The following is a 14,519-nucleotide window of genomic DNA, read 5'->3' on the forward strand; positions in this document are numbered from 1 at the left end:
CCGGCAGACCGCTTCAGCGCTTAAGTGACCGGCTTGGCGAGATTGAGCAGCAGCGGCCCTTGCAGAAACTTGCCGGCAGCGGTTTTGCGCACGGCATCGTCGATAGTCTTCACATTGAAGCTCAATATGGCCGGACGTGTTTGCGCTTGATCGAGCAGGGACACCGCAAGCATGTACGACTCAGCGTTGGCCAGCGCCGGATGGTCCTGGACCAGTTTCGGCAGACTGGCTTTTACCTGATTGAACTCGATGAATCCCGGTCGGTGTGCCAAAGCGTGGTGTGGATTGATCAGGTTGTCCGGATGCGCCTTGCGCGCGTCCCGCGCCAGCTCCAACAGTCCGACCGCGTCGAATTCCGCGTGATGCAACTCCGGGTAGACCTTGCCGTAGTACAGGTCGAGGGTATCCGGGCCTCCGTGGGACATTTCGTGAATCAGCACGTCGGCGACGCTGCCCTCGTCGTAGCGCGACAACTTGTAAAATTCATCGAGATTGTCCGGATAGATCGACAGAAACCGGCCTGCGGATTCATCGATCTTTTCGCCAGTGCGCAGCGCTGTCTGCCAACGCTTATAGGCCGGCGGCGAAAGCGAGGCGATTACGCCGGGTTGATGCGGGCGGAACGTCACATTGCTGAAGCTGATCGCTTCAAGATCCCTGCGCATCGCGCTGAGATGTTTTGACACGTGCTGTGCCACTTCGTCGGAATCGTTACCGAACACATGCTTGAGCACCGCGCGAATGTCGTCGTTGGAAGACGGTTGCGACAGCGCGTTGATGGAGTTGTCCAGCTTGGTCCGGGCGTGGGGAATGGCTTTTTTCAGATAACCGCGGGTGTAACTGAATGGCTTGAAGCGGCCGAACAGCCGCTTCAACGGGGCGAAGTTACCCAGGTCGAGCAGTTTCAGGCGCGGGCCCCAGGCACCGCCGGTGCGGATGCTCAGCGCGTGCCAATCCTGGTTGCGTTCGAGCACTGCGATGTCGATCGCCTCGCCAAGCGCGTCGGCGCCTCGCCAGGTCGCCTGACGCACATCGCCGGTGTGGGAGAGCCTGAGCCAGTCCCGACTCTCGACGCCATGCATCAACCTTTTCAATTGCACGCTGGCGGTGTGCGCGGCGTCGAGGGCGGTTTCACCGGCAAATACCACGCCGCGTTTGACCAGACGAAAACCTTTGCGGGCGAGGGTGGGCAAACCGTCTAGCGGGTTGATCAGCGACACGGCCGCTCGGGCCACGGCTTTGGCGACTTTCAGTAGTTTGAGGGTGGTCGACCCGGTCTTGGCGATGATGCTCGCTGCCGACGCGCCAAGACCGACCAGCAGGCCGATGACCGACAGGCCGTCCAGAATGCAGCCACCAATGCCTTCGGCGACACGGTCAGTGCGTCCGGAACGAATGTCTTCAATACACTGCTTGAACGGCACGATGACGTTGATTGCCAGGTTCTCGACGATTTCCCTGGTGTCGCGCCATTCTTCCAGGCCGTTGCGCACATCCAGTGCGGCATACAACTCTTCGCGGCGGGCGACAGGATGATTGTCCAGCACGCATTGGGCGATCTCATCCAGTTGCGCAGAAAAGAACAGCGGAACCGCGCGCACATCAGTCTCTCCCAGTTGCAACTGCCAGAGTTTCTCCACCACCACTTTGGAAGTCATGCCCTGGCGTGGTTCGCTGCCCTCGCGATAGGCGGCGTAATCGAGGGGCCACTCGCTGGCTTTGTTCTTGTCCTGAAAATCGTACTTGCTGCCGGTGTATGAAAGGGTCGGCCGTTGATGAATGAGGCCGGTGTCTTGCAGCTTGAGCGCCAGATCCGGACGCTCGTAGCAGACGCCGCGCAGCGTGAACAGTTCGTAAGCACGCAGCTGATCGCCGTTGTCGCAGCAAAGAATGATCCCGTAACGCCCGTTGGCCTCATCTCGCTGGATTTGCGTTTCTTGCTGCGGATTCAGTGGATTGACTTCTTTCCTGACGGTGTAGAAGGTCATTTTGCCGCTGGTCAAAGCCTGACGATCATGCTCTGGCATCTGCGTGATCGCCATTTTGATCAGGGACGATAGACCCTCGCGCACGTTCCGGTAGTAACGATCAAACGCCTGATCAAACAGTTGCGCCGGCGATTGCAGTTCGGCCAGGCGGGTGAAGGCATCGGCCGGGGGATGGAAGTTGTCGCGGGTCTTGAATTTGTCCGAAAGTTGTCCGTCTTCAACCAGATCGCCGGAAAGATACAGATCGAGGATCGACAGGCGTAGGCGCAACAGGCCGTTGATCGCGTATTGATTGTTGTCAGTGGCGCTGGCAAGGAAATTCCAGAACTCGGTGAGAATCCCCGCCGGATGCGCAGCCTTCAACCCTTCCAGCCAGCTACGTTCGCCGAAGCTGTCCAGGTACTTTATTTCGAAGGCCTGTTGTTCGAGATAGGCGCCGGCGGGCATCACTTGCTCCAGCGCACGCAAAGCGATTTTGCGCCGGTCTGGTGGCGCGGTGGACAAGCCGGTTTCAGACTGAGCCAGAGCCTCCATGTAACGCGAGAAATACGCGCTGGCCTTGATCATCGCGGCCTTGTCGTAGTCTTTGTCGCTGCGGTAAGGGATGACTCCGTTGAGTCCCGCCCAGTCCACCACCGCCGGCATCGCCGCCGCTTCGTACAACTTGTCGAGTTCAGCGGAAACCGGGGTCAGCTCGGAAAACGCCTTGAGTTGTGCAAACGTCATTACACGCGAGCTGCCAGGTGCGGCGTGCTCGACCACGGCAGCGCTCTGGCGGGCGGTTACCCAGCCTGGCTTGTCCAGCGTGAGCCCGGGCGGGATCTGGTCGATGAGCAACTCCGGGGCTGCACCTGCCATCAACAGATGCGCTGCCAGTGGCGCGTTGTGCGCTTCGCTCAGGCCCAGGTCAACCAGATGCTGTTCGAACAGGATGCGTACATCGGCCGCGCCGAGTGCGGCATTCGCCGGTTGATAGAAGTCATAGCCGGCGACAAGGGGCTGATCGGAGCGCAATTGCATGTCGATGATCAGCGCAGCAATGACCAACTCGTTGAGCTGGCGATCGCGCACTTCCGGGTTATTGGCTTCCAGATGCCAGCCAAGCCGTGCATGCAGAGTTTCTCCCAGGGCGCGAGCGGTTTTTCGCTTCAGGAAGTTGTGCAGGAACTTGTCCGCGTTGTCGCGTATGTCCTGTGCGGGAATCAGGTTGAAGTTGGCGAACGCCAGTACCTGCAACAGGCTTGTCGCACCTTGGGTCAGCTCATGCACTATCTGGGTTATGGCTTTGCGGTCCGCTATCGATAGATGAAACGGTGACGACTCATCGGCGTGGAGCAATTCGTGGTAGTCGCCCAAGGCGGGTGGCTCGGGCAGTTCGAAGGCCAGCCATTCAATCAGTGCTCGGGTTTCGCCAATGTTCGTCGGCAGGTCATACCCGTTGAACTTTAACCATTGCACCACGCCAACCACTTGGCCTGAGTAAACGACGCCGCCGAGGGTCTTTGCCAAATCGGCGAGCATGTCGAGTTCTTCGGAAAACCCCGAAACTTCAGCATTATCCAGTGCAATGCTGAGGCGATGGGATTCGAACTCTGAGTCATAAATAACGAGAACTCCGGCGTTGGTATCCACTGCCAGTTGAATATCAGCTGAAAAAGAATGGTTGCGTAAGAGCTGCGCAAACTCCGGGGTTGCAATTAAATTTTTCAGGACATTGCGTGGTGGTTCACAGCGTTCGTCAAAGCTGCTGCCGATGACCCGGGGGATGAAGCGATTTTGGACATTGAATACAGTGGCGACTGGCAGCGAGGCGCTTGCCGAGTAACTGCCGGCCGAGACTTCAAACTCACTCGCCTTAAGGGCTTCGGCAAGTAACTGAACAATAAGCGCGCGTTCCTGTTTGTCGGAAGCGGAGCAATCGACGGCGGCAGGCACGTCTGAAGAAATGAACTGCATGGGCTCTATCCTGAATGAGTATCGAAAGTTCCCTGGCTGTATTTTCGTTATTTATTAACGCGACCAAAGATTATTCAGGATAGAGCTGGCAGGTTAAGCAATGGCAGCGTTAGTTAGTTGCTGATTATTTTTGGATGTGACAAGTTGCATCCGCGACGGATAGTTATCAGGTTTATTTCAGAATGCTTTTAACTTTGTCGCGCAATTGGTCAATTGAGAAGGGCTTGCCGATGACATGCATGTCACTGGGCACATCAATAGTCTCGGCATAACCGCTGGCGAACAGGACGGGCAGAGCAGGGCGCAGCTCCCGCGCCTTTTCAGAGAGTTCGCGGCCATCCATGCCAGGCAGGCCGTGGTCGGTCATCATCAAATCGATGGCTTTGCCAGTATTCGCAAGAATCTCGAGTGCCGCGTTGCCGTCATCAGCCTCCAATACCGTGTATTCCAGCTCCTCCAGCACATCCACGATGAGCATGCGCACGATGTCGTCATCTTCTACGACAAGGATAGTGGAGGCATTGGCAGACATGGCAGGACTCTCAAAAATTGAAATCGGGGGATACCGGGCAAGCGAATTTTGCCGGACTCTTGCATGAGTAAGTGGCGCATAGCCACAAGTTCCCGAGCTGATACAAAAAAGAACAGGTCAGTGCGGTGCGGCAAGGATACCCGTTGGCGTCGTCCAATGCGCAGGTGTGCGTAGGAAAATGCCATCATTTGTGTGAGAAAAATGGATCCATGGCGGGGTTTTGGGGCAAACTCTCGGGTTTTCAACAGTTCGACAAGGCTGCCCCATGTCCTCTCCGTCCTCGGTTGATGAACAACGGTTCCGCAAACTTCTGAGTCGCAACGTCAGCCTGCCGCTGGGCGTCGGCGTGCTCAGCGCCGTGTTCTTCGTCTCACTGATCACTTATTTGCTGTCGGTCATCCAATGGGTCGAGCACACCGACCGGGTGATCAATAACGCCAATGAAGCGGTGAAGCTCACCGTTGATCTGGAAACCGGCATGCGCGGCTATCTGCTCAGCGGTGACGAGCACTTTCTCGACCCGTACGAAGTTGCCAAGCCGCGTATCGAGGTCGCTCTCAATACGTTGCTGGAGCTGACCGCTGATAATCCGGTGCAGACCGATCGCTTGCGCCGTTTGCAAGCCTTGCAGGTGGAATGGGCCAACTACGCGCAATCGATGATCGATCTGCAGCGCAGCAGCGGTGATTATCGCGGCGCGGTCAAGGCCGGGCGGGGCAAGCGCCTGACCGATGAAATCCGCAAGCAATTCGAGGACGTCATCGAGACCGAGCAGGTGCTGCGCGCCACGCGCAACGAGGATGTGCGCCGCACCACCATCTGGAGCATCACTCTTTATCTGATCTTCATCGTCGGGATCAGCGGTTTGCTGGCCTACATCGGCCGCCGTGATCTGCTCAACCTGTCGACCAACTACAGCGCCAACCTCGCCGCGCAGCTGGCCAGCGCTGAACGCCTCGAGAAGCAGGCGTGGCTGCGCAACGGCCAGACACAATTGGCCGAGCAGGTATTGGGGCAACTGACGCTGAACCTGCTGGGGCGCAACATTCTGCAATTCTGTGCGCAATACCTTGGTACTGCCGTCGCCGCGCTTTATGTGCGCGAAGAACATGGCGGCCTCAAGCGCGTGGCGACTTATGGTTTCTCCCGCGAGCAGGAAGAGCTCAATCAAACGATCTACAGCGGCGAAGGCATCGTCGGCCAAGTGGCAGAACAGGCACGGCTGATCCGTCTCGACGCGGTCCCGGGCGACTATTTCAAAGTCAGCTCCGGTCTCGGTGCAGGTCTGCCGCACAGTGTGCTGGTGGTGCCGACCAGCGATGACGACCGGGTCAACGGGGTAATCGAGCTGGGCTTCCTGCGTCCGCTGTCCGAGCGCGACATCGAACTGCTGGAGCTGATTGCCGGCAATATCGGTACCTCGATCGAGGCGGCGCGTTACCGCCAGCGCTTGCAGGAAGTGCTCGCCGAAACCCAGCAGCTCAACGAAGAACTGCAAGTGCAGCAGGAAGAGCTGAAGACTGCCAACGAAGAGCTGGAAGAACAGTCGCGGATTCTCAAGGAATCCCAGGCGCATCTGGAAACCCAGCAGGTGGAGCTGGAGCAGACCAACGAGCAGCTCGCCGAACAACGCGATGCGATGGACAAGAAAAACACCGAGCTGAATCAGGCGCAGATCCAACTCGAAGAGCGCGCCGAAGAACTGCAACGTTCGAGCAAGTACAAGTCCGAATTCCTCGCCAACATGTCCCACGAACTGCGCACGCCGCTCAACAGTTCGCTGATTCTGGCCAAGTTGCTGGCGGAAAACCCGCAGCAGAATCTGTCGGCCGAACAGGTCAAGTTTGCCGAATCGATCTATTCGGCCGGCAACGATCTGCTCAACCTGATCAACGACATCCTCGACATTTCCAAGGTCGAGGCCGGCAAGCTTGAAGTGATTGCCGAAAACACCCGCGTCGATCGTCTGGTCGATGGCTTGCGCTCGATGTTCGAACCGTTGGCGGCGGACAAGAAACTGGCCTTCAGCGTCGAGGTTCAGCCGGACGCACCGGGCTTGCTGTTCACCGACCGTCAGCGTCTGGAGCAGGTCATCAAGAACCTGCTGTCCAACGCGATCAAGTTCACCGAGCACGGCGCCGTGAGCCTGACCATCACCGCGCAGCCGAATGATCACATCGCCTTCAGCGTCAAGGATTCCGGGATCGGTATCGCTGCCGATCAGCAAGAAAGTATCTTCGAGGCGTTCCGTCAGGCGGATGGCACCACCAATCGCAAATACGGCGGCACTGGCCTTGGCCTGTCGATCTCGCGGGATCTGGCGACGTTGCTGGGCGGTTCGATCAGCGTCGACAGCGTACCGGGGCAGGGCAGCACGTTCACCCTGGTGTTGCCACGTCAGTACCACGAGTTCGGCGAAACACCGGCCGCGCCGCTGACCTTCCACCCGGCACCTGCGATGCCTGCGCCAGTTGCTGTTGCGGCTCCGCTGGCATCGGCGATTCCTGCAGTCATCCCGCGCTTTGCCGACGATCGCGACAAGGCGCCATTCGCCACCCGCTGCATTCTGGTGGTGGAGGACGAGCCCAACTTCGCTCGCATCCTCTATGACCTTGCCCATGAGTTGGGTTACATGTGTCTGGTCGCCCACGGCGCCGACGAAGGCTACGACCTGGCCCGCGAATTCGTCCCGGATGCGATCCTGCTCGACATGCGCCTGCCGGATCATTCCGGTCTGACCGTGCTGCAACGCCTGAAAGAACGCGCCGAAACCCGGCACATTCCGGTGCACGTGATTTCCGTGGAAGACCGCGTCGAAGCCGCCATGCACATGGGCGCGATCGGCTACGCAGTGAAGCCGACCACCCGCGAAGAGCTCAAGGACGTCTTCGCCCGCCTCGAGGCCAAGCTGACGCAGAAGGTCAAACGCGTGCTGCTGGTCGAAGACGACGATCTGCAACGCGAAAGCATCGCGCGGCTGATCGGCGACGAAGACATTGAAATCACTGCCGTCGGCCTGGCCCAGGACGCGCTGGAATTGCTGCGCACGACCATCTACGACTGCATGGTCATCGACCTCAAGCTGCCGGACATGCTCGGCAACGATCTGCTCAAGCGCATGTCCACCGAGGACATCTGCTCGTTCCCGCCGGTCATCGTTTACACCGGACGCAACCTGACCCGCGATGAAGAGGCTGAACTGCGCAAGTATTCGCGCTCGATCATCATCAAGGGTGCACGCTCGCCAGAGCGTTTGCTCGACGAGGTCACACTCTTTCTGCACAAAGTCGAATCGCAGCTGTCCCATGAACGGCAGAAGATGCTCAAGACCGCGCGCAGCCGCGACAAGGTCTTTGAAGGTCGCAAAGTGCTGCTGGTGGACGACGATGTGCGCAACATCTTCGCCCTGACCAGCGCGCTGGAACACAAAGGCGCAGTCGTGGTGATCGGCCGTAATGGCCGCGAAGCGATTGAGAAACTTCATGAAGTCGAGGACATCGACCTGGTGCTGATGGACGTGATGATGCCGGAAATGGATGGCTTCGAAGCCACCATGGAAATCCGCAAGGATCCGCGCTGGCGCAAGCTGCCGATCATCGCGGTGACGGCCAAGGCCATGAAGGACGATCAGGAGCGCTGCCTGCAAGCGGGCGCCAACGATTACCTGGCCAAGCCCATCGACCTTGATCGTCTGTTCTCGCTGATACGTGTGTGGTTACCGAAAATGGAACGCATCTAGTGGAACGCAGCAGTTCAGCCGAGCGCAACAGCGAAATCGAATTACGCTTGTTGATCGAGGCGATTTACCTGAAATACAGCTATGACTTTCGCGACTACTCCGGCGCTTCGATCAAGCGCCGGGTGCAGCACGCGCTGAGTCAGTTCGAGTGCGCGACCATCTCGGCCCTGCAAGAAAAAGTCCTGCACGACCCGACCGCGTTCATGCAGCTGCTGCAACTGCTGACGATCCCGGTCAGCGAGATGTTCCGCGATCCGTCGCACTTCCTGGCCATCCGCAACGAAGTGGTGCCGCTGCTGCGTACCTATCCGTCGCTGAAGATCTGGATTGCCGGCTGCAGCACGGGCGAGGAGGTCTACTCGATGGCGATCCTGTTGCGCGAAGAAGGCCTGCTCGACCGCACGATCATCTACGCCACCGACATCAACCCGCGCTCGCTGGAGAAAGCCAAGCAAGGGATTTTCTCCATGGAAAATGTCCGCGCCTACACTGCCAACTATCAGCAGGCCGGCGGTCAGCGTTCGTTTGCCGATTACTACACGGCAGCCTACGGCTACGCGATTTTCGACAAGAGCCTGTGCGAGAACGTGACATTCGCCGACCACAGCCTGGCCACCGACAGCGTGTTCTCCGAAACCCAGTTGATTTCCTGCCGCAACGTGCTGATCTATTTCAACAAGAAGTTGCAGGACCGGGCGTTCGGGCTGTTCCATGAATCGTTGTCGCATCGCGGCTTTCTGGTGCTGGGCAGCAAGGAAACCCTGGATTTTTCCAACTATTCGAACCAGTTCGAGGCGTTGGTCAAACAAGAACGGATCTACCGCAAATCATGAACGACACCCCGAGCCTGCCTCGCATCGAGGCCGTCGTGATCGGCGCCTCCGCAGGCGGTGTCGAGGCGTTGCTGACACTGCTCGGGCCATTGCGCAAAGGCTATGTACTGCCGATCATCATCGTTCTGCATCTGCCGGAAGAACGCCGCAGTCATCTGGCCGAAGTGTTCTCCCGCCGTGTGGCGATGCCGGTCAAGGAAGCCGAAGACAAGCAGGACATTGAAGCCGGCACGGTGTATTTCGCCACGCCCGGTTACCACTTGTCGGTCGAAGCGGATCGCAGCCTGTCGCTGAGCCTGGAGGACCGCGTGCACCATTCGCGGCCTTCGATCGATTACCTGTTTGAATCGGCCGCTGACGTTTACGGCGAGACACTCGCCGCCGTGCTGCTGACCGGCGCCAATCAGGACGGCGCGCGCGGGCTGGCCTGCGTCAAGCGCTGCGGCGGCCTGACCATTGTTCAAGACCCCGATGATGCACAAGTCGCCACCATGCCTCAGGCTGCACTGAACGTTCTGCAGCCGGATCATGTCCTACCCATTCACGGCATCGGCCGTCTGCTAGTCGAGCTGGAACGAATCGCATGCTGAGTAATATCCAAGCCAAACTGTTGATCGTTGACGATCTGCCAGAAAACCTGCTGGCGCTGGAAGCGCTGATCAAGCGCGAGGATCGCACGGTCTACAAGGCTCTGTCGGCGGACGAAGCACTGTCGCTGTTGCTGCAACACGAATTCGCCATGGCCATTCTCGACGTGCAGATGCCGGGCATGAATGGCTTCGAACTGGCTGAGTTGATGCGCGGCACCGAGAAGACCAAGAACATTCCGATCATTTTCGTCAGCGCCGCTGGCCGTGAACTCAACTACGCGTTCAAAGGCTACGAAAGCGGTGCGGTGGACTTCCTGCACAAGCCGCTGGACATTCATGCGGTGAAGAGCAAGGTCAACGTTTTCGTCGATCTGTATCGCCAGAGCAAGGCCATGAAACAGCAGGTCGAGGCGCTGGAGCAGGCCCGCCGTGAGCAGGAAGCGCTGCTGCAACAGCTGCAAAGCACGCAGCTTGAGCTGGAACAAGCGGTGCGCATGCGCGATGACTTCATGTCCATCGTTGCCCACGAGGTGCGTACACCGCTCAATGGCCTGATCCTCGAAACCCAGCTGCGCAAGATGCACCTGGCCCGGGACAATGCCTCGGCATTCACCCTCGACAAGATGCAGGCAATGGTCGACCGCGATGAGCGGCAGATCAAAAGCCTGATTCGCCTGATCGAAGACATGCTCGATGTCTCGCGGATCCGCACCGGCAAACTGTCGATCCGCCCGAGTCGTTTCAATCTGGTGCAACTGGTCAGCAATCTGCTGCAGAATTTTGCCCCGCAAATGGAAGCGGCAGAAACCAGTGTTTCCTTTGAGGCGTCCGAGCCGGTCGAAGGTTGCTGGGACGAGTTCCGCATCGAGCAGGTGGTGTCCAATCTGCTGACCAACGCCTTGCGCTACGGGGGGCGCAGCCCGATTCAGGTGCGCGTCTATCGCGAAGGCGAGGAGGCGCGGGTCGAAGTTCAGGACCACGGCATCGGCATCAGCGCCGAGAACCAGAAGCGTATTTTTCAGCAGTTCGAACGGGTGTCCGCCAAGACGGTGGTGGCCGGGCTCGGGCTGGGTCTGTTCATTTCCGAGCAGATCGTCGCCGCCCATGGCGGCTCCATCGTCGTCGAGAGTGAAATCAACGAAGGCGCCCTGTTTCGCGTTTGTCTGCCGATCCAGGAAAACGGCATATCCGACGCAACCTCTGAGTGACCACACGGTCGTATCAGCAGCTATTGACCGAACAAAGGCTTCCCATGAGCGTAGATGCGCAAGATGTAGTACTCGTCGTCGAAGACGAACCGGTTATCTTGATGGTCCTGACGGATTACCTGTCAGGGCAGGGCTATCGCGTGCTGCAAGCGGAAAATGGCGAGCAGGCTTTCGAGATACTCGCCAGCAAACCTCACCTGGACATGCTGATTACCGATTTCCGCCTGCCGGGCGGGATCTCCGGCGTGCAGATTGCCGAGCCAGCGGTGAAATTGCGACCGGACCTCAAAGTGATTTTCATCAGCGGCTACCCGCAGGAAATCCGTGAAACCGGCAGCCTGATCACCAGCAAGGCACCGATCCTGGAAAAACCGTTCGATCTGGATGTGCTGCAGGAAAAGATTCAGGAATTGCTGGCCTGATTCTCATGCAGGAGCTGCCGAGCCTTCGGCAGCTCCTGTAGATTCAGCTATTGATCATCTCGCGCACCTTGGCGGTGAGCAGATCAAAGGTGAAGGGCTTGGTGATCATCTGCATTCCCGAGTCGAGGAAGCCACCGCGCACCGCCGCGTGCTCGGCATAACCGGTGATGAACAACACTTTCAGACCTGGCCGATATTGCCGACCAACCTCCGCCAGTTGACGACCGTTCATCCCCGGCAGGCCAACGTCGCTGATCAGCAGGTCGATGCGTTGCGTCGAGTTGAGAATCGGCATGGCGCCGTCGGCATCACCGGCCTCCACGAACGCGTAACCCAACTCACTGAGCACGGCACTGACCAACACACGCACTGCCGGATCGTCTTCGACGATGAGTACGGTTTCGCCATCCATCGCATACGGAGCCTGCTGCGAATCCGAGACGGGAATTTCCACTTCTTCACCACGGAAACGCGGCAGGTAGAGTTTTACCGTGGTGCCTTGATCGACTTCACTGTCGATCGACACATGCCCGCGCGACTGCTTGCTGAAGCCATAGATCATCGACAGTCCGAGGCCGGTGCCCTGGCCGATCGGCTTGGTGGTGAAAAACGGATCGAACGCACGGCTGACCACGCTCTGCGGCATGCCGCTGCCGTTGTCGGTGACGCTCAGCATCACGTAATCGCCCGGCTCCAGATTGCTGTAAGCCGCGGTGAAATCTCGATGCAGCACCTGGTTGCTGGTTTCCACCACCAGTTTGCCGCCCTCGGGCATCGCATCGCGGGCGTTGATTACCAAGTTGAGCAGGGCGCTTTCGAGTTGATTGGGATCGGCCTCGGCAACCCAGAGGTTGTCGTCCAGGCGCATCTCCAGATGAATGCTCTCATTGAGGCTGCGTTGCAGCAGCTCGCCCATCGACAGCACCAGCGTGTTCATTTGCACGGCTTTTGGGTCGAGGGATTGCCGGCGGGAGAACGCCAACAAGCGGTGAGTCAGGCCGGCGGCGCGGTTGGCGGAGGTCACGCCTAGATCGATCAGACTGTCGAGGTCTTCGGTGCGGCCCCGGGCCAGACGCCGGCGCAGCAGTTCCAGGCTACCGATGATGCCGGTGAGCATATTGTTGAAGTCGTGAGCAATGCCGCCAGTAAGTTGGCCGACCGCTTCCATTTTCTGCGATTGGCGCAGCGCTTCTTCGTTGTGGCGAAGTTGTGCGGTGCGCTCTTCAACCTGTTGCTCGAGGGTTTCCAGAGTCGATTGCAGGCGTCGTTCGCTTTCACTCAGGTCGATCAGCCGATCGCGCGCTTCATATTGTCGTCGCCGCCCACGCAGGGCGGCGGAGACCAGACTGACCAGTGTCGCGGGATGGAAGGGGCGCTCGAGAAAAGTCACGTTGCCGAGCAGGGTGCTGAGACGCGACGGCGGCCCTTGTTCATCGCCGCCATGATGAGTCAGCAGCACGATGGGCATGTCCGACCACGCGGGCTGCTGGTCAAGGTAGGCGATAAGCCCTTCCAGTTCCGGTCCGCGCAACGCCTCAGCAGCAATCAGCAGCAATCCGGCGCCGACCTCCAGTTCGGTGCACAGAGCGCCGAGATTCGGCGCCACCATGCCGCCGTAACCGGCTTCGTTGAGAATCATCAACGCGATCTGGCTGTCGCGACCCATGGGCGCCAGCACCAGCACCCGCTCGGCCAACGGCGTGTTGACCGTCACAAGCTTTCATCCTCAAGCAATGGATTGCTCGCTCCCATGTAGGTCGGCACGCCACGCAGCACGCCCTGGAAGGATTCCAGCGGTTGGCCGATGGTCATGCCACGCGAGGAGATCCGGTATTCACGGATGGTCGACTCGTGGTTGCCGGTACGTTTCTTGATAATCGAGATCGCCCGGCGGACTTTGCCGAGGGCTTCGAAGTAGCGCAACAGAATCACCGTGTCGGCCAGGTAAGTGATATCGACCGGCGCCTGCATATCGCCCACCAGACCGTGCTGGGCGACCGTCATGAAGGTGGCCGCGCCTTTGCGGTTAAGGTACAGCAGCAGCTCGTGCATGTGCAGCACCAGCGCGTTTTCTTCCGGCATCGCCGCTTGATAGCCGTTAATGCTGTCGATCACCACGGTTTTGATACCCAGCTCATCGACGCAACGCCGCACGCGATGGGACAACTCACCGGGAGACAATTCGGCGGCGTCTACTTGTTCGATCAGCAGATTACCGGTGGCCTGCAAGGCTTTGAGGTCGATGCCCAGATGACGCATGCGTTCGAACAGCAGGCCCAGTTCTTCATCGAAAATGAACAGCGCGGCTTTTTCGCCTCGGGCCACCGCTGCGGCGGCGAAGATCATCGAAATCATCGATTTGCCGGTACCGGCCGGGCCGAGAATCAGCGTGCTGGATCCGGTCTCGATGCCGCCGCCGAGCAGGGCGTCCATTTGCGGGATGCCGCTGGACAGCTGCAGACGTGGGTAGTCGCCGCGATGTTCCGCCGCTACCAGGCGTGGGAAAACATGGACGCCGTCGCCCATGATGGTGAAATCATGGAAACCGCCACGGTATTTCTGCCCGCGATATTTGACCACTCGTACGCGACGACGCTCGGCGCCGTAGCTTGGCGTCAGCTCTTCAAGGCGAATCACGCCGTGGGCGACACTGTGCACAGTCTTGTCGAGGGATTCGGTGGTCAGGTCATCGAGCAGCAGGACGGTGGCGTCGTAGCGCACAAAGTAGTGCTTGATCGCCAGAATCTGCCGACGATAGCGCAACGAGCTCTGCGCCAGTAGACGGATCTCCGAAAGGCTGTCGAGCACTACGCGGGTCGGTTTGAAGCGTTCGACCACTTCGAAAATCTGCCTGGTCGCCTCGCCCAGTTCAAGGTCCGAGGAATACAGCAGACTTTGCTGGTGTTCGGCATTGAGCAGGCTTTCCGGCGGTGTCAGCTCGAAGATCTTGATGTTTTCGTTCAGCTCCCAGCCGTGGGAGAGCGCACCTTGACGCAGTTCTTTCTCGGTTTCCGAGAGAGTGATGTACAAGCAGCGTTCCCCGGCCAGCGCACCGGCGCGGAGGAAATGCAAAGCCACGGTGGTTTTGCCGGTTCCGGGTTCCCCCTCGAGCAAAAACACATGGCCGCGAGACAGGCCACCGGCAAGGATGTCATCCAGACCTACAATGCCGACGGCGGCCTTTGCACTGATCAACTCGTTTGATGTAGTCAAAAAACGCCCTCTTATGACTAGGGTAATCCGGCGGCTGG

The 14,519-nt window shown here is 58.9% G+C and carries 9 protein-coding genes; 5 read left to right on the top strand and 4 right to left on the bottom strand.

Going from position 1 to position 14,519, the window contains the following annotated elements:
• Positions 1-20: 20 nt before the first annotated feature.
• Together KVG85_RS06250 and KVG85_RS06255 are read right to left on the bottom strand one after the other, a co-directional pair.
• Entirely contained in the window at positions 21-3,509 is a 3,489-nt protein-coding gene (locus KVG85_RS06250) for a M35 family metalloendopeptidase (protein WP_225926637.1), read from the bottom strand.
• 607 nt (positions 3,510-4,116) lie between these two features.
• Complete coding sequence (locus KVG85_RS06255; protein ID WP_217863294.1) at positions 4,117-4,476, bottom strand: response regulator; 360 nt, start codon at positions 4,474-4,476, stop codon at positions 4,117-4,119.
• A gap of 265 nt (positions 4,477-4,741) precedes the next feature.
• On the opposite strand from KVG85_RS06255, the gene KVG85_RS06260 reads away from it, so the two are divergent.
• From KVG85_RS06260 to KVG85_RS06280, 5 genes are read left to right on the top strand one after another with little or no spacing between them, the layout of a single operon-like run.
• Entirely contained in the window at positions 4,742-8,215 is a 3,474-nt protein-coding gene (locus KVG85_RS06260) for a response regulator (protein WP_217863295.1), read from the top strand.
• Positions 8,215-9,048, top strand: coding sequence for a CheR family methyltransferase (locus KVG85_RS06265; RefSeq protein ID WP_016774863.1), 834 nt, complete (start codon positions 8,215-8,217; stop codon positions 9,046-9,048). Before KVG85_RS06260 ends, KVG85_RS06265 begins: the two co-directional genes overlap by 1 nt.
• Complete coding sequence (locus KVG85_RS06270) at positions 9,045-9,638, top strand: chemotaxis protein CheB (RefSeq protein WP_206422098.1); 594 nt, start codon at positions 9,045-9,047, stop codon at positions 9,636-9,638. Before KVG85_RS06265 ends, KVG85_RS06270 begins: the two co-directional genes overlap by 4 nt.
• Complete coding sequence (locus tag KVG85_RS06275; RefSeq protein WP_217863296.1) at positions 9,632-10,846, top strand: hybrid sensor histidine kinase/response regulator; 1,215 nt, start codon at positions 9,632-9,634, stop codon at positions 10,844-10,846. The genes KVG85_RS06270 and KVG85_RS06275 overlap by 7 nt, the downstream gene beginning before the upstream one ends.
• Before the next feature lie 44 nt (positions 10,847-10,890).
• Complete coding sequence (locus tag KVG85_RS06280; RefSeq protein ID WP_217863297.1) at positions 10,891-11,268, top strand: response regulator; 378 nt, start codon at positions 10,891-10,893, stop codon at positions 11,266-11,268.
• A gap of 43 nt (positions 11,269-11,311) precedes the next feature.
• Here the strand turns inward: KVG85_RS06280 and KVG85_RS06285 are convergent, their stop codons facing one another.
• Both KVG85_RS06285 and KVG85_RS06290 read right to left on the bottom strand, forming a co-directional pair.
• Complete coding sequence (locus KVG85_RS06285) at positions 11,312-12,982, bottom strand: ATP-binding protein (RefSeq protein WP_130909876.1); 1,671 nt, start codon at positions 12,980-12,982, stop codon at positions 11,312-11,314.
• Complete coding sequence (locus KVG85_RS06290) at positions 12,979-14,481, bottom strand: ATPase domain-containing protein (protein ID WP_024013082.1); 1,503 nt, start codon at positions 14,479-14,481, stop codon at positions 12,979-12,981. The genes KVG85_RS06285 and KVG85_RS06290 overlap by 4 nt, the downstream gene beginning before the upstream one ends.
• Positions 14,482-14,519: the final 38 nt, after the last annotated feature.

Origin of the sequence: Pseudomonas triticicola (assembly GCF_019145375.1) — a bacterium.
GTDB lineage: Bacteria > Pseudomonadota > Gammaproteobacteria > Pseudomonadales > Pseudomonadaceae > Aquipseudomonas > Aquipseudomonas triticicola.